29 protein-coding genes are annotated in these 24,109 nt (G+C 47.1%); 20 read left to right on the top strand and 9 right to left on the bottom strand.

Annotation, left to right across the window (positions count from 1 at the left end; all coding sequences use genetic code 11):
- Nucleotides 1-286: 286 nt before the first annotated feature.
- A complete protein-coding gene (locus AC2TDN_RS14220) occupies nt 287-469 on the bottom strand; it encodes a YjzC family protein (RefSeq protein WP_482066265.1) in 183 nt (60 codons plus the stop codon).
- Nucleotides 470-735: 266 nt separating this feature from the next.
- On the opposite strand from AC2TDN_RS14220, the gene rpsF reads away from it, so the two are divergent.
- The 4 genes from rpsF to AC2TDN_RS14200 all read left to right on the top strand — a co-directional run bounded on the left by rpsF (nt 736) and on the right by AC2TDN_RS14200 (nt 3,294).
- Entirely contained in the window at nt 736-1,020 is a 285-nt protein-coding gene (gene rpsF, locus AC2TDN_RS14215) for a 30S ribosomal protein S6 (RefSeq protein WP_053373427.1), read from the top strand.
- Nucleotides 1,021-1,056: 36 nt separating this feature from the next.
- Entirely contained in the window at nt 1,057-1,590 is a 534-nt protein-coding gene (ssb, locus tag AC2TDN_RS14210; protein WP_484688441.1) for a single-stranded DNA-binding protein, read from the top strand.
- Between the two features lie 111 nt (nt 1,591-1,701).
- Entirely contained in the window at nt 1,702-1,986 is a 285-nt protein-coding gene (gene rpsR / locus AC2TDN_RS14205) for a 30S ribosomal protein S18 (RefSeq protein ID WP_056637907.1), read from the top strand.
- A gap of 138 nt (nt 1,987-2,124) precedes the next feature.
- Nucleotides 2,125-3,294, top strand: coding sequence for a cation:proton antiporter (locus AC2TDN_RS14200; protein ID WP_482066263.1), 1,170 nt, complete (start codon nt 2,125-2,127; stop codon nt 3,292-3,294).
- 106 nt (nt 3,295-3,400) lie between these two features.
- Here AC2TDN_RS14200 and AC2TDN_RS14195 read toward each other — a convergent pair whose 3' ends face one another.
- Nucleotides 3,401-3,808, bottom strand: coding sequence for a DUF6855 family protein (locus tag AC2TDN_RS14195; protein ID WP_484688440.1), 408 nt, complete (start codon nt 3,806-3,808; stop codon nt 3,401-3,403).
- 169 nt (nt 3,809-3,977) lie between these two features.
- Between AC2TDN_RS14195 and AC2TDN_RS14190 the strand changes: the two genes are divergently transcribed.
- The 5 genes from AC2TDN_RS14190 (at nt 3,978) to AC2TDN_RS14170 (ending at nt 5,858) form a co-directional block, all read left to right on the top strand.
- Nucleotides 3,978-4,307, top strand: coding sequence for an ArsR/SmtB family transcription factor (locus AC2TDN_RS14190; protein ID WP_482066261.1), 330 nt, complete (start codon nt 3,978-3,980; stop codon nt 4,305-4,307).
- A complete protein-coding gene (locus AC2TDN_RS14185; RefSeq protein ID WP_484688439.1) occupies nt 4,285-4,743 on the top strand; it encodes an SRPBCC family protein in 459 nt (152 codons plus the stop codon). Before AC2TDN_RS14190 ends, AC2TDN_RS14185 begins: the two co-directional genes overlap by 23 nt.
- A 36-nt stretch (nt 4,744-4,779) precedes the next feature.
- The gene (locus AC2TDN_RS14180; protein WP_484688438.1) at nt 4,780-4,959 is read left to right on the top strand and encodes a hypothetical protein; all 180 of its coding nucleotides are present in this window, start codon (nt 4,780-4,782) and stop codon (nt 4,957-4,959) included.
- On the top strand, nt 4,959-5,351 hold the full coding sequence (locus AC2TDN_RS14175; protein WP_484688437.1) for an SRPBCC domain-containing protein: 393 nt from the start codon (nt 4,959-4,961) through the stop codon (nt 5,349-5,351). The genes AC2TDN_RS14180 and AC2TDN_RS14175 overlap by 1 nt, the downstream gene beginning before the upstream one ends.
- A gap of 66 nt (nt 5,352-5,417) precedes the next feature.
- Nucleotides 5,418-5,858: an SRPBCC family protein gene (locus tag AC2TDN_RS14170; protein WP_484688436.1), complete on the top strand. Its 441-nt coding sequence runs from the start codon at nt 5,418-5,420 to the stop codon at nt 5,856-5,858.
- A gap of 83 nt (nt 5,859-5,941) precedes the next feature.
- Here the strand turns inward: AC2TDN_RS14170 and AC2TDN_RS14165 are convergent, their stop codons facing one another.
- The 4 genes from AC2TDN_RS14165 to AC2TDN_RS14150 form a co-directional block, all read right to left on the bottom strand.
- The gene (locus AC2TDN_RS14165; protein WP_484688435.1) at nt 5,942-6,736 is read right to left on the bottom strand and encodes a DUF4247 domain-containing protein; all 795 of its coding nucleotides are present in this window, start codon (nt 6,734-6,736) and stop codon (nt 5,942-5,944) included.
- Nucleotides 6,737-6,746: 10 nt separating this feature from the next.
- A complete protein-coding gene (locus tag AC2TDN_RS14160) occupies nt 6,747-7,253 on the bottom strand; it encodes a DUF4178 domain-containing protein (RefSeq protein WP_482066255.1) in 507 nt (168 codons plus the stop codon).
- 22 nt (nt 7,254-7,275) lie between these two features.
- Nucleotides 7,276-7,677, bottom strand: a complete 402-nt coding sequence (locus AC2TDN_RS14155) for a DUF350 domain-containing protein (protein ID WP_482066254.1) — start codon at nt 7,675-7,677, stop codon at nt 7,276-7,278.
- 119 nt (nt 7,678-7,796) lie between these two features.
- Entirely contained in the window at nt 7,797-8,465 is a 669-nt protein-coding gene (locus tag AC2TDN_RS14150; protein WP_482066253.1) for a PspA/IM30 family protein, read from the bottom strand.
- Nucleotides 8,466-8,630: 165 nt separating this feature from the next.
- Between AC2TDN_RS14150 and AC2TDN_RS14145 the strand changes: the two genes are divergently transcribed.
- Entirely contained in the window at nt 8,631-9,785 is a 1,155-nt protein-coding gene (locus AC2TDN_RS14145) for an AI-2E family transporter (protein WP_484688434.1), read from the top strand.
- Here the strand turns inward: AC2TDN_RS14145 and AC2TDN_RS14140 are convergent.
- The 3 genes from AC2TDN_RS14140 to AC2TDN_RS14130 form a co-directional block, all read right to left on the bottom strand.
- On the bottom strand, nt 9,780-10,232 hold the full coding sequence (locus AC2TDN_RS14140; protein ID WP_484688433.1) for a CBO0543 family protein: 453 nt from the start codon (nt 10,230-10,232) through the stop codon (nt 9,780-9,782). The two genes, AC2TDN_RS14145 and AC2TDN_RS14140, sit on opposite strands and share 6 nt — an antisense overlap.
- A 125-nt stretch (nt 10,233-10,357) precedes the next feature.
- Nucleotides 10,358-11,671 (bottom strand): hemolysin family protein, encoded by a 1,314-nt coding sequence (locus tag AC2TDN_RS14135; RefSeq protein ID WP_484688432.1) that lies wholly within the window; start codon nt 11,669-11,671, stop codon nt 10,358-10,360.
- A gap of 270 nt (nt 11,672-11,941) precedes the next feature.
- The gene (locus tag AC2TDN_RS14130; RefSeq protein WP_482066249.1) at nt 11,942-12,298 is read right to left on the bottom strand and encodes a DUF4870 domain-containing protein; all 357 of its coding nucleotides are present in this window, start codon (nt 12,296-12,298) and stop codon (nt 11,942-11,944) included.
- A 198-nt stretch (nt 12,299-12,496) separates the two neighbouring features.
- Here AC2TDN_RS14130 and AC2TDN_RS14125 point away from each other — a divergent pair, with 198 nt between their 5' ends.
- From AC2TDN_RS14125 to yycF, 10 genes are all read left to right on the top strand, one after another.
- A complete protein-coding gene (locus tag AC2TDN_RS14125) occupies nt 12,497-13,549 on the top strand; it encodes an LCP family protein (protein WP_484688431.1) in 1,053 nt (350 codons plus the stop codon).
- A 77-nt stretch (nt 13,550-13,626) separates the two neighbouring features.
- Nucleotides 13,627-14,058 (top strand): CBS domain-containing protein, encoded by a 432-nt coding sequence (locus AC2TDN_RS14120; protein WP_482066247.1) that lies wholly within the window; start codon nt 13,627-13,629, stop codon nt 14,056-14,058.
- A gap of 241 nt (nt 14,059-14,299) precedes the next feature.
- Nucleotides 14,300-15,205, top strand: coding sequence for a DUF2232 domain-containing protein (locus tag AC2TDN_RS14115; RefSeq protein ID WP_482066246.1), 906 nt, complete (start codon nt 14,300-14,302; stop codon nt 15,203-15,205).
- Between the two features lie 18 nt (nt 15,206-15,223).
- Complete coding sequence (locus AC2TDN_RS14110) at nt 15,224-17,188, top strand: DHH family phosphoesterase (RefSeq protein WP_482066245.1); 1,965 nt, start codon at nt 15,224-15,226, stop codon at nt 17,186-17,188.
- Complete coding sequence (gene rplI, locus AC2TDN_RS14105) at nt 17,185-17,628, top strand: 50S ribosomal protein L9 (RefSeq protein ID WP_482066244.1); 444 nt, start codon at nt 17,185-17,187, stop codon at nt 17,626-17,628. Before AC2TDN_RS14110 ends, rplI begins: the two co-directional genes overlap by 4 nt.
- A gap of 75 nt (nt 17,629-17,703) precedes the next feature.
- Nucleotides 17,704-19,065: a replicative DNA helicase gene (gene dnaB, locus AC2TDN_RS14100; RefSeq protein WP_482066243.1), complete on the top strand. Its 1,362-nt coding sequence runs from the start codon at nt 17,704-17,706 to the stop codon at nt 19,063-19,065.
- Nucleotides 19,066-19,256: 191 nt separating this feature from the next.
- A complete protein-coding gene (locus AC2TDN_RS14095; RefSeq protein ID WP_484688430.1) occupies nt 19,257-20,543 on the top strand; it encodes an adenylosuccinate synthase in 1,287 nt (428 codons plus the stop codon).
- A gap of 184 nt (nt 20,544-20,727) precedes the next feature.
- Nucleotides 20,728-21,444 (top strand): hypothetical protein, encoded by a 717-nt coding sequence (locus AC2TDN_RS14090; protein ID WP_484688429.1) that lies wholly within the window; start codon nt 20,728-20,730, stop codon nt 21,442-21,444.
- A gap of 148 nt (nt 21,445-21,592) precedes the next feature.
- Entirely contained in the window at nt 21,593-23,167 is a 1,575-nt protein-coding gene (locus AC2TDN_RS14085; RefSeq protein WP_484688428.1) for a peptidoglycan DD-metalloendopeptidase family protein, read from the top strand.
- Between the two features lie 194 nt (nt 23,168-23,361).
- Nucleotides 23,362-24,108 (top strand): response regulator YycF, encoded by a 747-nt coding sequence (yycF, locus tag AC2TDN_RS14080; protein WP_482066238.1) that lies wholly within the window; start codon nt 23,362-23,364, stop codon nt 24,106-24,108.
- The last annotated feature ends 1 nt before the right edge of the window (nt 24,109 follow it).

The raw sequence follows: 24,109 nt of genomic DNA, 5'->3' as shown, positions 1-24,109 counted from the left end.
ATCAATAGAAGCTTCAAGAGGAGGGCTCTCACGAGCCCTCCTCTTGACCGTGGTTGATGGTTGTGTCGCTCAATTTCTCACTGCAAGCATGTGAAACCTTGGAGTTCTTCATGTCTTCATTCGTCAATCGGAGAAAATCAGCAGTTGCTTCATTAAACCCTTTTGAGCACAATGATACGTATCCGCTTGAACGGTTTAGCGTAACGATGCTCGAATGCGCGTGAGTGAATGTCGATCATAGAATGTCCCGAGCCAAGCTCTAATATTCAAGAAGCGCTGTTAAAATCTAATGGCCCATTCGTTTCCATTTACGCTCATGATTCGTTGTGTCTGGAAAGCGTTCACCTTTGCTTAGATGTACCTTCTTCGGATTTTGAATGCCCATATGAAAGGAGTTCACCCCATCTTCGATGTATGTGCCATCATTAGGAGCTTTATCCCCTGGCGAGAAAATTGTACCTTCACCCATTATGATCACTCTCCTCATTTTGTTAGAGCGGAACTGATAAGGTTTTATCAAGCCGCTGCCATAGTATTTGCTGCGAAGTCGATTTGCATAAGTAGCAGATAACGGCTGTAAGTTCCATTTCCATTTGCATATCTATGCATAATCGTATGCTTCTGTTATTTGCGCTTGTCATAGGCGATTAGATTTGATATAGTATAGAGATGCGAGCAGAAGCTCGTTCCTTGCTCCATTTATGGGGCCGTTAGTCCAAGAGGAGGTGAAACAATATGCGCAAATATGAAGTAATGTACATCGTTCGTCCAGACGTTGAGCAAGAAGCCTTGCAAGCGATCGTTGACAAATTCCATGGCATTATCTCCAACGGCGGAGAGGTCACAAAGCAAGATGTGAGCGGAAAACGTCGTCTTGCGTATGAGATCAATAAGCTTCGTGATGGTTACTTTGTACTGGTACATTTCAACGCAACGACTGAAGTTGTGAATGAACTTGACCGCATCATGAAGATTACGGATGAAGTTATCCGTTCGTTGATCGTCAGAGACGTCGCTTAATCCACGCTGGATTGTTCGATTGGGAGGTCAGAAACGATGTTGAATCGTGTTATTTTAATTGGTAGATTGACGAGAGACCCAGAGCTTCGATATACGCCTGCAGGCGTTGCTGTTACACAATTTACGCTAGCGGTAGATCGTCCGTTTACGAGCGGCGGTCAAGGTGAGCGTGAAGCGGATTTTATTCCGGTTGTAACGTGGCGTCAACTGGCCGAGACCTGCGCCAACTACTTGCGCAAAGGCCGCTTAACAGCGGTTGAAGGTCGCATTCAAGTGCGGAATTATGAGAACAACGAAGGCAAACGTGTCTACGTGACGGAAGTTATCGCTGATAACGTTCGGTTCTTGGAATCCAATCGAGAAGGCGGAGGAGGCTCGCGAGAAGAAGGCGGAAGCAGCTACAGCGGCGGTGCAAGCAGCAGCGGCGGCGGATCTTTCGGCGGCGGCAACAACGCTTCCCAAAGCGGTGGTAACCGTCCATCTGGTAATAACTCACGTAACGACAGCCGTGATCCGTTTCAGGATGACGGACGCCCGATTGATATATCAGAGGATGATTTGCCATTTTGATAACGGGGTAGCATCTACTTCGCGTATCAATGGAACGGTTGCACAGCCTTTATTGCGAGATAAAGCCGTTGTGTAATTGTAATATTTTCAACGATAAGGAGGATATCCATCATGGCTTTCAAGCAAAGAGATAACGGTGGCGACGAGCGTCCAGAACGTAAGTTCAGCGGACGTAAAGGCGGACGCAACAAACGCCGTAAAGTGTGTTTCTTCACTGTAAACAAAATTTCTAAAATTGACTATAAAGATGTTGATTTACTGAAAAAGTTTATCAGCGAGCGCGGCAAAATCTTGCCACGTCGTGTGACTGGAACAAGCGCGAAATACCAACGCTTGCTTACAATCGCAGTTAAACGTTCACGTCAAATCGCATTGCTTCCTTACACGACTGAATAGGTCGATAAGTGAATATGTACGAAAGCGGAGGAGCCTGTCACCAAGGGCTCCTTTTGCTTTTTTTGCAAGAGCCCGTATGTATACGGGCTCTTTTTTGTTGCATGATAATTCAATGGGTAGTGAAAGGAGTGTGTGTGCATGCAGTTCGTATTTTATTTAGCACTTATTATCATATCCACCAAGGTCGCTGGTCATTTGTCGGTACGGTTAGGGCAGCCGGCAGTACTAGGCAAGCTCCTAGCTGGCATTATTATTGGACCTGCACTGCTAGGGTGGGTTCAGCCCGATGATTTCATCGGTCATTTTGCTGAAATCGGTGTACTTCTGCTTATGTTTATTGCAGGCTTGGAGACAGACGTGGAGCAGCTCCGACAAAATTGGAAAGCTTCCTTTGCTGTTGCGGTAGGCGGTATCATTCTGCCGTTTGTAGGAGGGTATGCGGTAGCAGCAGCACTCGGTCTATCGAATTCCGAGGCGCTGTTCTTAGGTTTATTGCTATGTGCGACTTCAGTCAGCATTTCGGTTCAAACGCTGAAGGAGATGAATCAGCTGGGCACTAAAGAGGGTACGACTATACTTGGCGCCGCAGTTGTGGATGATGTCGTTGTTGTCGTGCTGCTGGCCGTTATGATGAGCTTGCTTGGAACAACCGATAATGTTTCCATCCCTTTATTGATTGGGAAGAAGGTATTGTTCTTTATTATTATAATCGCGGTCAGCATTTGGGTTATTCCGCATTTTATGAAGCTGTTCGCTCGTTTCAAAATTACGGAAGCGTCGATGAGCGCCGCTTTAATAGCCTGCTTTGCCTTTTCCTATTTTGCCGAGAAAATGGGCGTTGCCGGCATTATTGGTGCTTTTGCAGCCGGTATCGCGATCTCGCAGACGTCGTTTAAGCATGATGTGGAATCGAAGGTGGAGCCGATAGCCTATACGTTATTTGTTCCGGTCTTCTTCGTCAGCATCGGTTTAAACATTACCTTCGACGGCGTAGGCAGCCAGATCGTCTTTATTATACTGTTATCGCTTGTTGCTATCGTTACGAAGCTGCTCGGCGGAGGATTAGGCGCTAGGCTGACTGGATTTAATAATCATTCGTCGCTTGCGATAGGCGCTGGCATGATATCTAGGGGAGAGGTGGCGCTCATTATCGCAGCGACGGGCCTAGAGTCAGGGCTGCTGCTGCCTCAATATTTTACATCGGTCGTTATGGTCGTTATTGTGACGACGCTTGTAACTCCTCCAATGCTGAAGCTAGTCTTTCCACATAAGCAGCAGGATCAAAGCACAAAGGAATTTACAAAATAGATAGAATATAAATGATTTAAATTATGAAAAATGGCGAGGCAGGGGCTAGTCCTGTACCGCCATTTTTCTATTTTATTTCTGAGAAAAGCTATCTATGATATCTCCGTTATAGTGCCCTCATACGGTTGTTCCTAGCATTGTGTTCGACTTCCGCAAGCCCCAATGCCTCCATTAACGGTGGGACATACATGCCGAATCGGCCGCGAAAACCTTTCTTCAAGCCGTACCAACCGCCAATCGGATTTTCAGGAGAGCGTCCCCAGGCCTCAACCGTGCCTTCTTTTGCTGGTTTCTGTTCATCAGCACTGCCTAGTTCTATCCAGTCTCCATGTTCCTTGAGCATAGCGTATAAGTCATCGATGCAGCGATTGTCGTAATGTAGAACGGTTTTGCCTACCGTGCAAACGATAATAGCTTTGCCATCTTTCTCATCTTTGTACATTTCATATTCGGAGGTTTGTGGAGGAGTCTTTAATTTCCATGGATTTTCTTTGGTACCAAGTGTTATCGACATATTATTACTCCTTTTTTTATTTTGTTCTATACATGTATAAAATATCACAAAGCGATGTGGGAGATCTAATCAATTGTAATCAGGATAGTAACGCTCAAGGTCAGCAAAAAAAAAGTTATCGCCATTTATTTAAGTTGACACTTAATTAAGTGTATGCTAAATTAATAGCATGATCGATAAAGCCATTCAAGCCATAACGGAACCAAGGCGCAGAGATATTTTACATCTCGTGCGTAATGAGGAGCTGACCTCCAGCGCTATTGCGTCTCATTTTGACATTTCAGCACCAGCTATTTCGCAGCATCTTAAAGTTTTAGAAGAAGCAGGACTCGTCATTGTGAGGCGAGCGGGCACCAAACGATTTTATAGCATTAGGAGGGAAGGGTTCGCAGAATTGATGCAGTATATCGAGAGCTTCTGGGATGACAGCTTAATGCTGCTCAAAGCAGCCGCGGAAGAGGAGGAAAGGAGAAAATATGACATCAATCAGCAGCAATAACTCGATCAAGAAAGAGATATTTATCGAATGCAGCCCGGAGACACTGTTCTCATTTTTTACCGATCCTGTGAAATTAGTACGTTGGATGGGGCGTCACGTATTGCTCGAACCAAGTATTGGCGGCAAATACCGCATTGATGTTAACGGTAGCGACATTGCAATGGGTGAATATAAGGAAATTATTCCGAACGAGAAAATCGTCATGACATGGGGCTGGGAGAAATCGAAGGCGGTGCCTCCCGGATCTAGTAACGTTGAATTCAAACTAATCCCTAAAGATAACGGTACTCTTCTTGTCTTGACACACTACGATCTGCCGGCAACGGAAGTTGCCTCACATGAACAAGGCTGGATGCATTACATGCCTCGTCTGCAATCGATAGCACAAGGCGAGGACCCATGCGTCGATCCTTGGTCAGAACAAGCCATGCATTAATGCAAAAATAGTAAATGAATAGGAGGCTATCCATCAATGACTACATTATCATGCAGCTGCGGGATTGAAATTACGGATGAAAACAAGTATAAAGTAGAAGCAGCAATGTGGCATCACGCCATTCAAGACCACACGGATATGCTTAAAGGCATGACTATTGAAATGCTTGAGCAGTGGCTCATGAACAAGGACGAGCAATTAAAGGCGGGTGCGTAATGATGAGTGCAACGATTCATCAAGAAATTACGTTTCCGGCTATTCCTGAGCGTGTTTACGGCATCCTTATTAGCAGCGAGCAATTCAGTCAGGCTACCGGCGGCGCTCCAACTGAAATCAGCACAGAAGAAGGCGGAAGGTTCTCTTGCTTCGGAGGCATGATCTTGGGACGCAACATCGAGCTCGTAGCTAATAAGCGCGTTGTACAAGCATGGCGTGTTGCTAATTGGGAGGAAGGCGTTTACTCCGTAATCAAATTCGAGCTCAAGGAGCAAGGCAGCGGAACAGTGCTAATATTTGACCACTCCGGTTTTCCGGAAGGTCAAGGCGAGCATTTGGCATCCGGATGGCACACCAATTACTGGGAGCCTATAGCGAAGCAGTTAGCTTAATTTAGATGTAAGGCGCGCGAGTCTTATGCGCGTCTTTCATTTTTTCTAAGGAGGTGTCAGACAATAATGGTAGATGTATTTACCGAAATCGTAATCAAATGTCCTCGTGATACCGTTTCGGAATATGCGGCTAACCCCGATCATGCCCCTGAATGGTATGTTAATATTCATTCGGCAGAATGGCAAACGCCAAAGCCGCTTGTGGTCGGTTCTAAAGTTGCATTTAAAGCGGCTTTTCTCGGAAAACAACTCTCCTATGTGTATCAAATTGCCGAATATATCCCGGGGAAAAAGCTTGTAATGAGTACGGACGACGGTCCATTTCCGATGGAAACGACATACACTTGGGAATCTGCGGACGAGCAATCAACCCGAATGACTTTGCGAAACAAAGGCAATCCAACCGGGTTTTCGATGTTATTTTCTCCATTTATGTCGTTGATGATGAAGAGGGCCAATAACAAGGACCTGAAAAGAATCAAGCATTTACTAGAGGAACGTTCTTGAAGAAAGCTATTGATAAGCCTATCCAGCCATTCACAAAGAAAAGAGCAGTATCCTCAACGAGGATACTGCTCTTGCTATATGGCTCAGCGACGCCGGGTGATGCGGCTTTTGCCGGCCTTCACCGATGGCTTTGAGGTTCGCGGCTTCTTATATACTTTGCTTGAGCTGCTTTTTTGTTTGGTGTCTTTCACGATTTTTCCTTTGGATGGGGGCTTAGTCGTGATCGAGCTTTTCTTCTTATTAACGGTGGTACTCGTTTGTGAACCGTTATTCGTAGTAGGTGCCGTTGATGAAGTCGATGTCGATGCATTGGCATCCTTCGAGCGTTTGAACACCGATCCTGTACGATTCACGGTTACGGGAGGAGCGATCTTCTTATCCTCAACTGTAGGCATTCTGTACGTCGTTTTAGGCTTGTATTTATCCTTTGAGGAGTAGCCGCGGTACTTACCCTTGCCGTACTTGCCCTTATCGAATATATCGTCGAGCACGCTGGCGATTAAGTAACCTTGGAGAAAGCCTGAGCTATAATTTTGACGTACATATTCGGTTGAATCGATTTCGATAAGCGTATCTTCCGGCACGTCTGGAGCTTGCTGCAAATGGATAATTTCATCGGAATAGACAAGAAACATCCGCTCTGTGCTTACTTCGCTCTGCTGCTCCGGATTGCGCTGATCGATAAAATCATTAGCGACATCAGGGACGGAACGATTCTCAGCACGATACACATATGAGGTTTGATTGCCTGAGCCATTGACCGATTCTAACGGATATTGCTCCTTGACCGTATCCGAAACGGCGCAAGCCGTGAGAAGAGGGACGATAAAGCTCAAGAGAAGCAGGTACTTAATCGATTGATGCCACCATTTGTTCATCGTATTCCTCCTATCCGCCGCGTAGCACGCGTACATCGGCAGGCAGAACGCTTTCTCCTTCATAGAGCATGAAGCGTCCGTTTTGCCATTCAATACGAAGAAGCTTCATATCGTCAGATTGATATTGCCAGACATGCTGTTCGCCTCCCTGCATGTAAGGCGTCTTGCCGCTTGCTATGATGAATCCGGAGAATTGCTCCTCCATATGATAAGTGCGGTCATCCAGCTCCAAAATGGTAGGTACCTCGTCAATGGAATCAAGTCGCCCATCAATCGAGTCATACAGCGCATATACGGTTCTTTCCCGTTCCTCTATGGTCAAATATCGAATGGCTATGCCATCTTGGAGCGTGAGAACAATGGCATTGCGGGCACGGTTATGCGTTCTGCCCGTTATGTTATAGGTAACTAAGGAGACCTCGCATGCATCGCCAGGCGACAGCGTCATGATGCTTTTCTCTGCGATTGGAGGCTCCGCCGGAGTAAGCAGGTTTTTGATTCTTTTGAACAAGCTCATCTTATATGCTCCTTCTAAAAAGTTAGATAGATCCGATGATCAACGCACCAGCGATATGGAGCGAGCCTGCGAACAAAGCGTAACCGACCTTGCCCTCATGTATGCCTTGCTCCAGCTTCATGCCGCTGATGGCAATGACGACTTTCTCGACAATCCACTCCAGCACAAGCAAGAGGACAAATGAGACGAGCGAGATGACGAGAGCCTCCCACATTTCGCTTGATTTGCTGATCGACTGCGACAAGATATACGCTTGCGCGAACAGCTTCAATACGAAGCGGGTAGTCACTGCGGTATTTCCGTTCTTAATCTCCTGCAAATCATTGTACTTCGTGAAGCGCGAATCCAAAAACATAATAATGACTAATAAAATGGCTCCTGCACCTGTCCAAACCGGAATTCGAATAAGATCAATCCAAGACATAAGTTAGTTCCTCCAAAGTTTCAAGTTTAGAAAAAATGACCGCCTTCCGTTATAACCGGTAATCCGATTTATAACACCAGCGGTCATACTATACATTAATTGTTAGATAAATGGAAGAACTATTGTTTCTCGTACTGCTTCATAAGAGCAGCCAGCTCATCTTCCACCGCTTTGTCTTTGCCTAGCTTTTCAAATTCATCATCTAGCGACTTGCCCTTGGCGTTAATCTCGTTGCTCGCTTCGGCCTGCGCTTCCATTTGCAGCATTTTCTCTTCCATGCGCTTCATGCCGGCTGCCGCCGAATCGGTTCCGAATCCCGACATCGCTTTATTGATTTCAGTCTGAGCTTTGGCTGCGTTATAACGAGCCACAAGCGTTTCACGCTTATTCTTAAGCTCCGTGAGCTGCTTGCGCATCTCATCAAGCTTGCCACGAAGATTATCTGCAAGCAGTTTATTCTGGTCAAAATTCGCCTTGTACTCGGAAGCCTTCTGCTCAGCAGATTTCTTCTCTTCCAGGGCGCGCCTTGCGAGGTCGATGTTTTGGGATTGTGCCGCAAGATGCGCTTGCTCTCCGCGCTTCTCTACAAGCTGTGCTTGCTCTTCATAAAGCTGCTTAAATTTCTTCTCGATTGCAATTTGTGCGGCTACCGCTTTCTCTGCATCGGAAAGATCCTCTTGCATATCGCGGATATATTGGTCAGTGAGCTTAATCGGATCCTCTGCTTTCTCAATAAGTGAGTAAACATTTGATAATGTAAGGTCACGCAATCTTTTAAATATAGACAATGAAATCCCTCCTAGGATTGTAGTGCACATAAATAATGATACGCGAAGCTGATGGAAATAGTTGCAAGCAAATTGCGGAAATGACGCCATTCGCATTTATATTTACCGTAATGCTACAATTAATGAAAATAAACACCTGCATATGAAGAAAGAAGGTACATCATTATGGAAAATGTCAGAACAGGCACCGAGCGGTTCAAAACGTTTATTTTAAACAATAAATTCGTATTGTTCCTGCTTGTATTGCTGCTCGCTGGGCTCAACATTATGGTATTTACGAAGATTTCCTATATTTTCACACCATTTACCGTTCTCCTCAAAACATTGCTGCTGCCAGTCATATTGGCGGGAATTGCTTATTATTTGCTAAATCCGGCTGTCGATTATTTGGAGCGAAAGGGGGTTAAGCGGATATTTTCCATTATTGCTCTCTTTCTGATTGGCGCAGGGCTCATTACGATCCTATTGGTTATTGTTATTCCGATTCTAAATGGACAAGCTGTAAGCTTCGCACATAATTTTCCTAAATATGGGGATCAGCTGCGACAAAATTTCGAAGAGTTTATGGGCAGCAACAGCTTTATTCAAATACAGGAGTGGTTCAATTTAAATCCGTCGAAGCTGACGGGTAATATTACGGAGCGAGCTACATCGCTGCTAAATCGAACATTTTCGAGCTTAGGCTCTATTGTGGGGGCACTGAAGGAGATTATTCTTGCGATTGTGACGCTGCCGTTTATTTTATTTTATTTGTTAAAGGACGGAAAGCAGTTGCCGCAAACGATTGTTGGATTCCTGCCTAACAAGCTGCAGCCGCAAACGAAACGAATTATGGCGGAGATGAACGATCAAATTAGCAGCTATATTAGGGGGCAAATTATTGTAAGCTTCTGTATTGGGCTGTTATTATATGTGGGTTATTTGGTCATCGGACTAGAATACTCGCTTGTGCTAGCCTTGGTCGCAGCCTGTACCAGCGTTATTCCTTATCTTGGCCCGGCAATCGCGATTACGCCTGCCTTAGTTGTCGCGCTCGTAACTTCTCCCGTCATGCTGCTGAAGTTGATCGTCATATGGACGATCGTTCAGCTTATTGAAGGCAAATTTATCTCACCGCAGATCATGGGCAAAAGCTTGCAAATTCATCCGATCACCATTATATTTGTCATTTTGACGGCAGGCAATTTGTTTGGACTCGCTGGAATCGTACTGGCCGTGCCGGGATATGCAGTATTAAAGGTTGTTGTTCTCCATTTGTTCACATGGTTCAAGAACAGCTCCTCGCTCTACAAAGAGGAGCACGGCGAGAAAAATTTATAATACGCGAAACCGCTCAAGCAGCCTAAAGTATAGATAAACGCAGCCCAAGGCAAGTAAATAGGACAGGAAGGTAAAGCCAATATTCCATCCGTTCCCGTACGTTACTTTTCCAATCAGCAGTCCTATATACTCAAGCAGCGTCGTAAACAGCACGTACAAAAAAATAATGAGCGCTGTTTTGTTTCGATGCAAGAGGATGGTCCGTATCATAAAGCATGCCAATAGCGGGTATAGTCCAAGATCGAGCGGCATCGCAGATACAGACTGGTCATCCGGTATGAGGGGCGTGAAGTCCCAAAACCTCATTTGAAAGCCGAGCGAATTGATAATCATCGAAATAAGGGCGCCAACGGGGAAAATCAGCAGCAGTATTTTTGGGCTTTTTCGAACGAGGTAAATCCCAGCAAGCCAAGGAATAATGAATCCGAAAATGGTATTAACCAGCATCTCAAATTCCTCTCCTCTATGTTTTTTTATTAGAGTTCCCTTAACCGTTTTCAGCATGCGCCTTTCTAAAAAAACAAAGACGGTGTCGACAGACACCGTCTTTGTACTCGTATAAAAGGTTTATCCTACCTCGATTGAAGCAGTTTGTCATGCGGAGCGATCGATAGTTCCACCTTGTTGATGCGATGCTTGCTAACCTCGCGTACTGTGAAGGTTAAGTTAAGGAAGCTGAATTGCTTGCCGGGCTTAGCGTCCTCCATTTCACTGTACAGCCAGCCGCCAATCGTATCGACCTTCTCATGCTCCAGCTCAGTGCCGATTAGATCGCCTAGCTCCGTTAAAGACACCTTTCCATCCAGAAGGTAGGACGTATCCGACAGCATCTCAATGTCCTTGCGTTCATCCGCATCAAATTCGTCTCTAATGTCGCCGACGATCTCTTCTAATATATCCTCAATGGTTACAAGCCCTGACGTACCGCCATATTCATCAACGACGATCGCAAAGTGGACGCGCTCTTGCTGCATTCTGGTTAGAAGCGTCTTCACCGGCAGTGCTTCGGAAACAGACATGACAGGCTGAATAAGCGTTTGAAAATCAATTTCTTTGTTTACTTGGTATTGTAGAAACAGCTGCTTTGTGTTGATCATTCCGATAATATTGTCTTTGCTGTCGCCGGCAACCGGGAAACGCGTATATTGTTCCTTGCGAATAATAGCCATGTTCTCTTGCAAAGTATTGTTCTTATATAAGACGGACATATCGGTACGCGGAACCATAATTTCTTTGGATAAAATTTCATCAAAAGCAAAGATCCGGTTGACGTAGCCATATTCCGTATTGTTAATTTTTCCGCTTTCTAAACTATCGCTTAGAATGATTTGAATTTCTTCCTCGGAATGTGCTTCTTCATGCTCCTTTGCTGGCTTTAGGCCAAACAAACGAACGAGAGCGTTGGCAGAGCCATTCAAAACCCAGATAAATGGGTACATGACTTTGTAGAAGAAGATGATCGGCTTTACCACCGCAAAGCTGACAAGCTCTGCTTTTTGAATCGCAATGCTCTTAGGAGCCAGCTCACCAATGACGACGTGGATAAAGGTGATGACGATGAAGGCAATTATAAACGATAAAATATGACTCAGATCACTGTTTATCTGCCAATGTTCGAATAAAGGGAGCAGAAGCTTTTCAACTGTTGGCTCACCAAGCCAACCAAGGCCGAGTGCTGTAATGGTAATGCCAAGCTGACAGGCGGACAGATAACCATCCAAATTGCTTACGACTCGTTGAACGGCAAGTGCATTTTTCTTTCCTTCAACGACCAATTGGTCAACGCGGCTGGAACGTAGTCTAATGATAGCGAATTCTGTAGCTACGAAAAAAGCGGTTAACGCAACCAGTAAAGCAACCAAAAATAGATTAAGTCCTATACCCATAATTAATGTTCACAATCCTTTTTAATCAATTTTGTATTCAGTTACTTTAATAGTACGAACTTTCAGCCCATTCATCAAACCGTTGAATCACGGATAAAAGGCTTCAAAGAGCCAATAAAACCGATTTTAAGGCAGCAATAGATCAATATTAGCCAATACCTCGTTTTTACGAGATCACTTGTATGGTTTAATGAATGGTTCATATGAACTTATAGGCCAAACAAAAAAAGAACGGCAGCAGGCCGTCCCATTTTTGAACGAAAAGAAAGGTTAAAATTTGTTGGCTTGCTGCTCCGACCAATCGCCAATAATGGGAAGCTTGCCCAGTCTGCCTTGCAGCGTAAGCAGCATAAGTCCGATCCACAGGACGAAGCCGACAATCGGAAGAAGAAAGCCCAAAATTGCACCGAGGATTGGAATAAATACAAGAAAAATGTTTAGTACGAAAAGGGAAACGGAAACGACGATGGATTGAACGGCGTGCAGTCTGACAAAGCGGCTTTGCTTCTCGAGGATAAGAAATATAATACCGGTAATAAAGCCCCCTAGATAACAAAGCAAGCCTGCTACTTTAGGGTCAAGACCAGTTGATGATTTGTCCGGTTGAATGGAGGGAGGTAAGTTCAAGATTGTCACCCTTTCTATTCATATACTTGAAATGATTGTATTCGTCATTGAAAGTCAATAGACCTTTTTGCTTTATAAAAAAAATCCAAAATGGTATCCATCCGTTGTAAAAGTTTTGTAACCTGTTTCGACATTTTATCGTCTAAACTGAGAAAGCCATTTATAAAAGAATAGAATAGATAGGAGAAGTCATCATTTATGAATAAACGCAAATGGTTATACACGGCGTCTGCCGCAGTCGTTATTCTACTTATTGCAGGTTTTTTTAACCGAGGGGCTTTGGCCGCACTTGGATTTGATTGGTTCTTGCAAAGCCATGTTGAAAAACAATTAGAACAATCTTATAAACCGATCGATGGACGGGAACCCGTTCCGGTTAGTACAATAGATAAGGAGCAGGACCCGTTCTCCGTATTGCTGCTAGGGGTTGACCAGCGCGGCAAAGAAATTGGACGCTCGGACACGATGATCTATACGGTTGTTCGTCCGAATGACGGTGATCTGCTCATGGTCTCGATTCCGCGAGATATGTATGTGGAGATCGTTGGGAAGGACAAGAAGGATAAGATTACGCACGCTTACGCTTTCGGCGGAGCGGGAATGGCCATGGATACTGTAGAAAACTTCTTAGACGCGCCTATTCATTATTATGCTTCTATTAATTTTGAAGGCTTTCGGCAAGTGATCGACACGCTCGGCGGTATCGCGCTTCCTATTGAAGAGGATATGGTCAATGACGATCCGGATCACGAGAAATTTGTCATCAAAGCGGGCCAGGAAAGCTATAACGGCAAGGATACGCTTAATTATGTCCGTTACCGGGAGGATGCTGGCGGCGATATGAATCGTACGGAGCGGCATCAGATTTTTTTAGGACTTCTAATGGATAAAGCGAAGCAATTGAATCAATGGTCTAAAGTTCCGCAGCTTTTGGATATTATGGGCGACAACTTTAGCACGGATATGCGTCCCCAGCAGCTTGTCGACTTTAGTCAAGGCATGCTGCAGGCGAAGGAGCGTAATATTTACAGCCACTCGCTGCTTGGCAGCGGACACCGCTTGAGAAGCGGCGGAGCATGGTATTATTTTGCCGATGAGGATGATTTGGCGAAGGTGCAGGCGATGATCAAAAGCTGGTTAAACGAAGATACGCCTGCGTCCAGCCTTATTTTGCCGGATAAGTATACAGTGAACAAGCCAAAAGAGGTAGGGACGCTATCGAGCAGCGAGACGACGCTAAAGCAGCCATAAAAGCTGCTTGCTCCGTCCGTCTGCTGCCTAGGGCAAAAAAGGTTGGGAATGAGCAAACGGGACGGAGTTGTTAGGAAATGAATATTGCGTTTTTTTTGTTGCCGAAGCAGGATGTCGTATGCTTAACGCAGGACACAACATTAAGACAAACGCTTGAGAGAATGGAATACCACCGTTATACGGCGGTGCCTATCATTAACGATGATGGCGGCTATGCAGGCACGGTTACGGAAGGCGACTTGCTATGGTACATTAAGGAGCATGCTGACCTGACGCTTGAGCAGACCAATAAAATAAGGCTCATGGATGTGCCGCTTCGGATGAATAATAAGACGGTGCGAATCGATGCCAATATGGATGATCTGATCTCGCTGGCCAAGCTGCAAAATTTCGTGCCGGTCGTCGACGACATGAACCGTTTTATCGGAATTGTCCGCAGAAGTGAGATTATCGATTACTGCCAAAAAATTATTATGGAGCATCATAAAGTGCTGCAGGATAATAACTAAGACGGTGGCGAAGCCAGCCCGTTTTAAGGTACTATTTTCAAAGCTAATGGGGTATTATAGGAAGAAGTTAAGGCGGAATGGGATTGCTGTTCCGTCTTTTTGTTTTTGTATGAGCGGCGAAGCGGGTGTTCATCCTAATAGCGAGTGAGTGGGATTGTACGTGATATGTTGAGCTTTTATGCTATAATGAGTTGTAAAAGTTTCGTAAGAAACCAGATTATATAAGCAAGAGGTGAACGGTTTGAAAACCGGCTTGAAACCAGTGCTGTGGAGTTGTGCGGCACTCTTATTATTATTGTCTCTTCTCGTACCGCTCTTTAACGTCATTGCTATGCTGCTGCTTATGGTGCCTTATGTCGTGCTGTACACGACTTTGCCGCCAAAATCGATTGCATTGCATTTGCTTCCCGTATGGGTGCTGGCGTTCATTATCGGAGGACCGGCTACACTTATTATCGGATTGTTTTTCCTCATACCGTCCATTGTGATGGGCCACTTGTTCATAAAGCAAGCGACCGCATCAAAGGTTGTTCGGACGGTCGGTGTCGTAATTCTCGCTCAATTGATGCTGGAGCTGCTTATTTTCGAGGTGTTCCTCGATATTTCACTCCTTGGAGAATTAAGCACATTTGTACGTTCGACGGTAGAGGAGCTAATGGCGCAGCGCTATCTGCCTACGGAATGGGATTCAGAGCTGACGGATATCGTCATTCACACGATGATCAATTCGATCCCTGTTACCTTTATTATGATCGCGTTCGGGCTTACCGTCATTTCGCAGTTTGTCTCGCGCAGAGCCGTTAAGTGGAGCGGCGGACCAGAAGTGCCAAGGTTTACGCGTGCCAAGGATTGGCGTCTGCCACGCTTGCTCGTTGTTTTGTACCTGCTTACTTATGTAATGGAATTGTTTGCATCAAGGACGAGCGATTCTTTTTTTGCAGTAGCTTTAATGAATTTGGTTCCTCTGCTTAGTTTTGTTTTTACGTTTCAGGCTGTCGGATTTTTCTTTTTCCTTGCAAATCAGCGAGGATGGAATAAAGCGGTGCCGATCCTTATTGCGATTCCGGTGCTTTTAATCCCGCCGCTAAGCTTAATTGGTGTCCTGGATACCGCTTTCCCGATCCGCAAGTCGTTTACGAAACCATAGCACAGGAGCGGATTGGAAATGCCTAAGTTTTTGGTAACACGTTGGCACGGCATGCATCAGATATGGGCTTTCGTCTTAATGGTGCTCCTGTCGGTGGCGCTTGCCTGGTTCGAGTGGCTGCTCGGACTGCTCGGGCTGCTGCTGACTGGCGGGGTATTGTTTTATACCGTGATGGCGGAGCGGGCGTTCCGCAAAGATCTCAAATCGTATTTGGGCACGTTGTCCTATCGGGTGAAGAAGGCGGGCAACGATGTTGTGAGCGAGCTGCCTTTCGGCATTATTTTATATAACGAAGATCGAATTGTTGAATGGCATAATCCCTATATTGCAGGAATCGTGGAGCGGGAAAACGTGATCGGCGTGCCGCTTGCGGAGCTGTTTCCGACTTTGCAGCAGGTGAAGGAGCGGGAGGGTGGTACGATCGAAGCGACGATCGGATCTTCCGTGTACCAGCTCATCTTTAAGCCTAAGGAGCGGATTTTGTACGTCCAAAACATTACGGAGCGCTGGCAGCTTGGGCGGAAATACGATGATGAGAAGCTTGTTCTAGGGGTCGTCATGATCGATAACCTTGAGGAAGTGACGCAGGGCCTCGACGATCATCAGCGCAGCTCCATGCTCTCGAAGGTTACGACAGAGATTACGGAATGGGCGCAAAAATTTCATGTTTATTTGAAAAGATTAACGTCCGACCGTTTCCTGCTTGTCACCGACCAGAAGACGCTGAAGCATCTGGAGCAATCCAGATTTATTATTCTGGATGAAGTGAGAGAAATTACTGGCGACCATAAAATCCCGGTTACGCTCAGCATTGGCTTCGCAGCGGGCGCCGAGCACATCATTGAGCTTGGCCAATGGGCGCATATGAGCCTGGATATCGCGCTCGGAAGAGGCGGCGATCAGGCGGCCGTTAAGGTGGGAAGCCGCCAGTCCTTCTATGGCGGTAAATCCAATGCGGTAGAGAAGCGGACGCGCGTGCGCGCGCGGGTTGTCGCTCATGCGCTGCGTGATCTCATAAAAGAGAGCCACAACGTTGTCATTATGGGGCATAAGATGCCCGATATGGATGCAATCGGTGCAGCGATCGGCGTAATGAAGGCGGCGCAGCTATTTGGCAAAGAAGCTTATATCGTCCTTGAAGGCGTCAATCCGGCGATTCAGAAGATGATGGAGCTTATCAAGGAAGACGAGAAGCTGTCGAAGCGGTTCGTATCGCCAGAGCAAGCTTCCGCGCTTATTACGCCGCAATCGCTTGCGGTGGTCGTCGATACGCATAAGGTATCGATGGTGAAGGAGCCGAAGCTGCTCACGCAAACGGAGCGCATCGTTGTCGTGGATCATCATCGCCGCAGCGAGGAGTTTATTGCGAATGCGATACTTGTGTATATGGAGCCTTACGCTTCATCAACGTGCGAGCTCGTAACGGAGCTGCTGCAGTACATTCATGACCGCGTCGTGCTGGATGTCAGGGAATCTACGGCACTGCTTGCCGGTATTACGGTAGATACGAAGAGCTTCTCGCTTCGTACGGGAGCTCGGACGTTTGAGGCTGCTTCCTTCCTCCGCCGCAACGGGGCGGATTCGATGATGATTCAGCGAATGTTGAAGGAAGACCTTGAAGAGTATGTGCGCAAGGCGGAAATCATTAAGCATGCCGAGGTGCTCTACGAGCATGTGGCTATTGCAGTAACGGAAAGCGGTCGTAAATATTCGCAGCTGCTCATCGCGCAATCGGCGGATACGCTGCTGAATATGACGGATATACTTGCTTCCTTCGTAATTGGGGAGCGACAAGACGGTCTTATCGGCATCAGCGCGCGTTCGCTGGGCCATATGAACGTGCAGGTAGTTATGGAGAGAATGGGCGGAGGCGGCCATTTAACGAATGCTGCCGCTCAGCTTGAAGGATCAGTGGCTGAAGTAGCCGAGCGTCTGAAGCGGGTTTTGGACGAAATTGAAACGGAAGAGGGTTTATTTGAATGAAAGTGATCTTTTTGAAGGATGTTAAAGGACAAGGGAAAAAAGGGGAAGTAAAGGATCTATCCGAAGGGTATGTGCGCAATTTTCTATTGCCGCAAGGGCTGGCGAAGCTGGCATCGGATGGCAATCTGAAGACGCTTGAGGTACAGCATGCCTCTGAGCAAAAGCGCAAGGAGAAGGAAAAGGAAGATGCCGAGGCGCTTGGCAAGAAGATGGAAGAGATGACGGTAGTCATTAAGACAAAAGCTGGCGAGGGCGGAAGATTGTTCGGCGCCATCACAAGCAAGCAAATCGGCGAAGCTCTTGCAGCGCAAAGCATCAAAATCGATAAACGTAAAATCGAACTGGAAGATCCGATTCGCACGCTAGGCGTTACACAGGTTGTGGTTAAGCTTCACCCTGAAGTGAAAGCTAAGCTAAGCGTTCAGGTGTCTGAGGAATAGAAGTAGGTTTTCTACGAAAACCTTGGCATATGCTTACGAAGTAGGTTTTCTACGAAAACCTTTGAGGAGGGACCCATGAGTACAGAGCTGATGTTTGACCGTGTTCCACCGCAAAACCTAGAAGCGGAACAGGCTGTCATCGGAGCGATATTGCTGCAAGCGGAAGCGCTTATTACAGCGATGGAGCGGGTGCGCAGCGAAGACTTCTACAGCGGTCCTCACCGACAAATTTATGAGGCGATGGTCGAGATCGCCGAGAACAACCAGCCGGTTGACCTCGTAACCTTGACCGCGCATTTGCAGGATCAGCATTTGCTTGAAGAAATAGGCGGCGTCAGTTATTTGGCGAAGCTGGCCAATTCGGTGCCGACCGCGGCCAACGTCGATTACTACGCGCAAATCGTAGAAGAGAAATCGATGCTGCGGCGGCTTATCCGAACAGCGACGAACATCGTATCCGATGGTTATGCCAATTCGGAGGATGTTGGGGTGCTGCTCGGCGACGCGGAGAAGAAAATTCTCGAAATATCGAATCGCCGCTCAGGCAGCGGGTTTATTTCCATCCGCGATGTGTTGATGGAAGTATTCGAGAAGGTCGAGCAGCTGTACGCCAATAAAGGCGGCACGACGGGCATACCGTCAGGCTTCACGGATCTAGACCGGATGACGGCGGGCTTCCAGCGGAGTGACCTTATTATCGTCGCAGCCCGTCCATCGGTAGGTAAAACGGCATTTGCGCTTAACATTGCCCAAAACGTAGGCGTTCGCGCCCGCGAGACCGTCGCGATCTTCAGTCTCGAGATGTCAGCGGCACAGCTTGTTCAGCGTATGATTTGCGCGGAAGCGAATGTGGATGCGCAGCGCATGCGGACAGGCCACCTCGAGGGCGACGACTGGGAGAAGCTGACGATGGCGATAGGCTCGTTATCCGAGGCGCAAATCTTTATTGATGATACGCCGGGGATTACGGTCGCCGAGATTCGCGCCAAATGCCGCCGCTTGAAGAAGGAAAAAGGGCTTGGCATGATTCTGATCGACTACTTGCAGCTTATTTCCGGCCGCGGCAAGGCGGGCGAGAACAGGCAGCAAGAGGTATCCGAAATATCGCGTACATTGAAGCAAATTGCGCGTGAGCTTGAAGTTCCGGTTATCGCGCTCTCGCAGCTCAGCCGGGGCGTTGAGCAGCGGCAGGACAAGCGTCCGATGATGTCCGACCTTCGGGAATCGGGGTCGATCGAGCAAGATGCCGATATCGTATCGTTCCTGTACCGGGATGATTACTACGATAAAGAGTCCGAGAAAAAAGACATTATCGAGATCATTATCGCCAAGCAGCGGAATGGGCCGGTAGGCACGGTAGAGCTGGTCTTTCTGAAAAAATACAATAAATTCGTAAGTATTGACCGCGCGCATCAGGATCCGATGCAAGCATCATGAATATCCGAACAATTGCAGGGGTAGCTATGCAATTGTTCGTTTTTTAGTTTGACTTCTCGATGATGGACTGCTACACTATTAATGCTGTCTTTTGACTGAAAACATGAAGCCTTCAAAAGGAGGAAATTTCGTGCTACAGCATTTTGACGGTAATTTTCGGTGTTTATAAACACCGGACGGGGGTTATAATTATGTCTACGGTTGTTGTTGTTGGTACACAGTGGGGAGACGAAGGTAAAGGCAAAATCACTGATTTCTTGGCAGAGGGAGCCGACGTCGTCGCTCGTTACCAAGGAGGAAACAATGCCGGACACACGATCCTTATTGATAACAAAAAATATAAATTGACGATGATTCCATCGGGTATTTTCAATCATAATAAAACTTGCGTTATCGGCAACGGAATGGTTATTAATCCAGAAGCGCTGATCGACGAAATTAACTATATTCATGATAATGGCTTCTCAACCGACAATTTGAAAATTAGCGATCGCGCGCATGTGATTATGCCTTACCACCTTGTGCTTGACGGCCTTGAGGAAGACCGCAAGGGCGATAACAAGATCGGTACGACACGCAAAGGGATCGGCCCTTGCTACATGGACAAAGCGGCTCGCAACGGTATCCGTATCGCTGATTTGATGGACGCTGAGGAATTCGAAGCTAGAGTTCGCAGCATAATCGTTGAGAAAAACCAACTGATCGAGCAAGTATACGGCGGCGAGCCGCTTGATGCTGACTCCATCGTTCGTGACTACCTCGGCTATGCTGAAGTACTGCGTGCATATGTATCCGACACTTCCGTTATTCTGAACGATGCAATCGATGCCGGTCAGAAGGTGCTATTTGAAGGCGCTCAAGGCGTTATGCTTGATATCGACCAAGGAACTTATCCATACGTAACATCCTCCAACCCATCGGCAGGCGGCGTTTGTATCGGTTCAGGCGTTGGTCCATCGAAAATCAAGCAAGTTATCGGCGTTGCCAAAGCGTACACGACTCGCGTAGGCGATGGCCCGTTCCCAACGGAGCAGGATAACGAGATCGGTCAATTGATTCGTGACAAAGGCCATGAATACGGTACGGTAACAGGCCGTCCTCGCCGCGTTGGCTGGTTCGATACGGTTGTTGTCCGCCACGCGCGCCGCGTTAGCGGTATTACGGGTCTGTCCCTGAACTCGCTTGACGTATTGACAGGTCTTGAAACGGTTAAGATTTGCACAGGCTACAAATTGCGCGGCGAGGTTATCGAGACTTATCCAGCAAGCCTGAAAATGGTATCCGAGTGCGAAGCGATCTATGAGGAGCACCCAGGCTGGTCTGAGGACATCTCCGGCGCAAAAACGCTCGACGATCTTCCGGTAAATACGCGCAACTACTTGAACCGCGTATCCGAGCTTACAGGCATTCCGATTGCGATCTTCTCGGTAGGCCGCAACCGCGAGCAGACAAACCCGGTTCGTCCGATCTACGAATAAATATGAGCTTAACGAAGGATGGCCCTTGAGGTCATCCTTTTTTTTGTTTGTCTTTGGAATATAGCCCGTGAGGAGGGAATGTCTCTCTCTAAACTTGACCATAATAGTATGTAACAGATTATGGGAAATAGCAGCTGATAGAAAGGGCAACCTTCGGCTGCTGATCGAGAGGATTGGTGCGAGCGTGTTAAAGAGAATCGGATGGCTCGGAAAATTAGTTGCGGCAGGATTGATTTTAAGCTTTTTGTCGATATGGACGACGGGCTATATTGTTACAAGTTATGTAGAAACGCTGCTAAAACAGTTTAATTTGCCGCTTGAGGTGCCGCCGATGGCGATGACAGGCGTTTGGGGGAAGCTCTGGGGCGCGGATCCGCTCGTAACGACGGATACGGCTGGGAAAGAAGAGACTCCGCCTATTCATGATGAAACACAAGGCTCCAAAGAGGAAACGCCTGATTCTCAAACGGGCACGAATGAGCAGAGCGAGCCTCCAGCATCGGTAGATGCGTTTAGCGAGGCTACTGATCCTCCGTTAACAGATATTGGCATTGGAGGCGGTACACAGGCGGGTGGAGGTGCTGCGGCAGGTGGCGGAGAGGTGCAGGAGGGAACAGCAGGCACGGATGATACCGAAGCGGGTATGTCGGCTGATGATACCGAAACGGCGATGACGACCGATGATTTGACCGAGGTAAAGGAGCAAATGAGCGATGACGACAAGGAGGCGCTGTTCGAACTATTGATGACCAAGCTGCCCCAGGAATCATTGCAAACGATCTCTCAATATGTTGAAAATGGGCTGACAGAACAAGAGCTGACGGCGATTCAGCAAATCATGGCACAGCATCTCGACAAGACCGAATACGGTCAGATGATGGACATTCTGAAAAAATATTAATATTTTAAGATAGGGTAAAGGTTGCCCCAATTGTTGGGCGTATGTTAAAGTATTAGGCGAGTGATCCGACAGGATAATTCGTCTTTTTTGTATTTTTTGATGTCGGAAGCCGGAAAAAAAGTAGCATTAGCGCGAAAAGGAGAAAATCATGACCGTTTTCAGGGACCAAGGTCGGATTCAGAAGGTATGGAATCAAGCGATACAGTACTTTCGGCATGACCGATCGCAACACTTGAATGGCAAGACACAGCAACAATCCGCAAGCGGCAAGGCAAACACGTCTTTATGGCGCAAGAAGCCGGTACAGCTAGCGGGCGGGGCGCTCGTACTCCTCACAGTAGCCGGATTCAGCGGAATCCAATATGTCCAAGCAAACACAGTCGAATTTTATAACGTATATATGAATGGAGCACCTGTTGGGACCGTAAGTGATCCAGATCAAGTGGAGCAGCTTGTTTTGTTAGAAACAGAGGAAGCTCAGCAAGCTAATCCTGGCATTAATATGGTGCTGGATACAGGAACGATTACATACGAGGCAGATAGCGCATTCAAAGGAACGCCTGAAACGGATGTTACGTTGGACAAGCTTGAAGGAATGTTCACTGCTCACGCGGTTGGCGTTGAGGTGAAGGTTGACGGTAAAGTAATCGGTATCGTGAAAGACCAGCAGACGGCAGATGCGATATTGCTTCGCGTACAAAGCAAGTTTGCACCTAAGCTTGTTGCTTCGAAGAAGGATTCAAAGGAAGTTAAATCGCTCTCATTCGATTCAAGAGCAGCGGCTGTACCAGAAGAAGAGACAAAAGCTGCATCCAAGGTGCCTGGCCGCGAGATAACGGAGGTCGAATTTATCGAGGCCGTCATGACGGAGTCGATTGATACCGATCCGCAGCAGATCATGGAAGCGGAAGCGATATACAAAATGCTCGTTCAGGGCAGCATTAAACCAACGAAATATACGGTGCAAGAAGGCGACTGCGTCGGCTGTATCGCGCAGAGGTTCGATATTTCACCTGAGGTTATTTATAAGAACAATGCTTGGATTAAGGACGACAAAATTACAGTCGGCGATGTTCTCGATTTGACGGTGCTCCAGCCAGAGCTAACGGTTAAGACGGTTGAGAATTTAGTAGAGGTCGAGACGATCGAGCCGCCGGTTGAAGTGAAGAAAAATGCGAGTATGCGCGTTGGCGAGTCGAAGACTCTCTCACTAGGATCAGCAGGCTCTAAGCGAATGACTTATCGCATCGTGAAGCAGAACGGTTACGTCGTGACCGAAGAGCTGCTTTCGAAGGAAGTCATTAAGGAAGCGAAGCCGAAAATCGTGGAGCGAGGCACTAAGGTTGTTTTGGGCGAAGGATCAGGAAACTTCGCGATGCCTGTATCGGGCTCCAGACTGACAAGCAAGTTCGGAAAGCGCTGGGGACGGATGCATAGCGGCATCGATCTCACAGGAAACAAGAACATTCATGCAGCAGACACAGGCGTAGTTGAGTTCGTCGGCACGAAGCCGGGTCTTGGCAAAGCGATTATTGTTAACCATAAGAACGGCTATAAGACAGTCTATGGTCACTTAAGCTCTTACAAATCGAGCGTAGGCGACATTGTCGAAAAAGGCGATACAATCGGCATTATGGGCAGCACGGGCAACTCGACTGGCGTTCATTTGCATTTTGAAGTGCATAAAAACGGCGCAATGCAAAATCCGTTAAAGTACTTATAATTTTATACCCCATTTCAACCTCGGAGAATCACTTTCGCGCACTGCGAAGCGATTCTCTTTTTTTATTAGGGCAGAGCAGAGCGCTTCAGGAAAAACCTTGCTAACATGAGGGAAGTTTCATTGTGAACTAATGGATAACGTGTGTTAAAATAGAAGGTAATCAAAAAAAGGACAAGCGACGGGCGGGTGTAGCGATGCACGGAAAAATATTAGTGGTCGATGACGAACAGCCGATAGCAGATATTATAAAGTTTAACTTGGAAAAGGAAGGGCATCAGGTGATCTGCGCGTTCGATGGCGGAGAAGCGGTGAGGCTTGCATTCGAGGAGCTGCCGGATCTGATTTTGCTAGACTTGATGCTGCCTGTGAAGGATGGCATGGATGTATGCCGCGAGGTGCGAGCCAAGCTGCAAATGCCGATTATTATGCTAACGGCCAAAGATACGGAAATTGATAAGGTGCTGGGGCTTGAGCTTGGCGCGGATGATTATGTGACGAAGCCGTTCAGCACAAGGGAGCTGCTGGCACGGGTGAAGGCTCATTTGCGCAGGCAGCAGAAGCCGGCAGGCTCCGGTGAAGACAATGCCGGCGCTGCCGAAGCGCCAGCCGAGCAAGAACAGCAAGGCTTTAAGCTGTTTAACTTATTTATTGATACGGATATGTATGTAGTTTATAAGGATGGCGAGCCGCTTGATCTGACTCATCGCGAGTATGAGCTCGTTTACTATATGGCTCGCAATAGCGGCAAGGTGATGACGCGCGAGCATTTGCTGCAAGCGGTATGGGGATTCGAATATTTCGGGGATGTGCGAACGGTCGACGTGACGATTCGCAGGCTGCGCGAGAAAATCGAGGATGATCCGAGTCGTCCCGAGTACATTATGACCCGGCGGGGTCTTGGCTACATGATGCGCAACTCCAAATCTGGAGGCCTCGGTTAAG

The sequence above is a fragment of the Paenibacillus sp. Y660 genome, assembly GCF_057221575.1.
This window is presented reverse-complemented; position numbering and strand designations above follow the sequence as displayed.

Excerpts from the sequence above, each read along its gene's own strand:
- AC2TDN_RS14200 (WP_482066263.1), top strand. The coding sequence starts at position 2,125 with ATGCAGTTCGTATTTTATTTAGCACTTATTATCATATCCACCAAGGTC.
- AC2TDN_RS14110 (WP_482066245.1), top strand. The coding sequence starts at position 15,224 with ATGCCTAAGTTTTTGGTAACACGTTGGCACGGCATGCATCAGATATGG.
- AC2TDN_RS14170 (WP_484688436.1), top strand. The coding sequence starts at position 5,418 with ATGGTAGATGTATTTACCGAAATCGTAATCAAATGTCCTCGTGATACC.
- AC2TDN_RS14120 (WP_482066247.1), top strand. The coding sequence starts at position 13,627 with ATGAATATTGCGTTTTTTTTGTTGCCGAAGCAGGATGTCGTATGCTTA.
- AC2TDN_RS14220 (WP_482066265.1), bottom strand. The coding sequence starts at position 469 with ATGGGTGAAGGTACAATTTTCTCGCCAGGGGATAAAGCTCCTAATGAT.
- AC2TDN_RS14135 (WP_484688432.1), bottom strand. The coding sequence starts at position 11,671 with ATGGGTATAGGACTTAATCTATTTTTGGTTGCTTTACTGGTTGCGTTA.
- AC2TDN_RS14195 (WP_484688440.1), bottom strand. The coding sequence starts at position 3,808 with ATGTCGATAACACTTGGTACCAAAGAAAATCCATGGAAATTAAAGACT.
- AC2TDN_RS14185 (WP_484688439.1), top strand. The coding sequence starts at position 4,285 with ATGACATCAATCAGCAGCAATAACTCGATCAAGAAAGAGATATTTATC.
- AC2TDN_RS14125 (WP_484688431.1), top strand. The coding sequence starts at position 12,497 with ATGAATAAACGCAAATGGTTATACACGGCGTCTGCCGCAGTCGTTATT.
- AC2TDN_RS14190 (WP_482066261.1), top strand. The coding sequence starts at position 3,978 with ATGATCGATAAAGCCATTCAAGCCATAACGGAACCAAGGCGCAGAGAT.
- rpsF (WP_053373427.1), top strand. The coding sequence starts at position 736 with ATGCGCAAATATGAAGTAATGTACATCGTTCGTCCAGACGTTGAGCAA.
- dnaB (WP_482066243.1), top strand. The coding sequence starts at position 17,704 with ATGAGTACAGAGCTGATGTTTGACCGTGTTCCACCGCAAAACCTAGAA.
- AC2TDN_RS14160 (WP_482066255.1), bottom strand. The coding sequence starts at position 7,253 with ATGAGCTTGTTCAAAAGAATCAAAAACCTGCTTACTCCGGCGGAGCCT.
- AC2TDN_RS14180 (WP_484688438.1), top strand. The coding sequence starts at position 4,780 with ATGACTACATTATCATGCAGCTGCGGGATTGAAATTACGGATGAAAAC.
- AC2TDN_RS14085 (WP_484688428.1), top strand. The coding sequence starts at position 21,593 with ATGACCGTTTTCAGGGACCAAGGTCGGATTCAGAAGGTATGGAATCAA.
- yycF (WP_482066238.1), top strand. The coding sequence starts at position 23,362 with ATGCACGGAAAAATATTAGTGGTCGATGACGAACAGCCGATAGCAGAT.
- AC2TDN_RS14095 (WP_484688430.1), top strand. The coding sequence starts at position 19,257 with ATGTCTACGGTTGTTGTTGTTGGTACACAGTGGGGAGACGAAGGTAAA.
- ssb (WP_484688441.1), top strand. The coding sequence starts at position 1,057 with ATGTTGAATCGTGTTATTTTAATTGGTAGATTGACGAGAGACCCAGAG.
- AC2TDN_RS14145 (WP_484688434.1), top strand. The coding sequence starts at position 8,631 with ATGGAAAATGTCAGAACAGGCACCGAGCGGTTCAAAACGTTTATTTTA.
- AC2TDN_RS14155 (WP_482066254.1), bottom strand. The coding sequence starts at position 7,677 with ATGTCTTGGATTGATCTTATTCGAATTCCGGTTTGGACAGGTGCAGGA.
- AC2TDN_RS14165 (WP_484688435.1), bottom strand. The coding sequence starts at position 6,736 with ATGAACAAATGGTGGCATCAATCGATTAAGTACCTGCTTCTCTTGAGC.
- AC2TDN_RS14140 (WP_484688433.1), bottom strand. The coding sequence starts at position 10,232 with ATGCTGGTTAATACCATTTTCGGATTCATTATTCCTTGGCTTGCTGGG.
- rpsR (WP_056637907.1), top strand. The coding sequence starts at position 1,702 with ATGGCTTTCAAGCAAAGAGATAACGGTGGCGACGAGCGTCCAGAACGT.
- rplI (WP_482066244.1), top strand. The coding sequence starts at position 17,185 with ATGAAAGTGATCTTTTTGAAGGATGTTAAAGGACAAGGGAAAAAAGGG.
- AC2TDN_RS14175 (WP_484688437.1), top strand. The coding sequence starts at position 4,959 with ATGATGAGTGCAACGATTCATCAAGAAATTACGTTTCCGGCTATTCCT.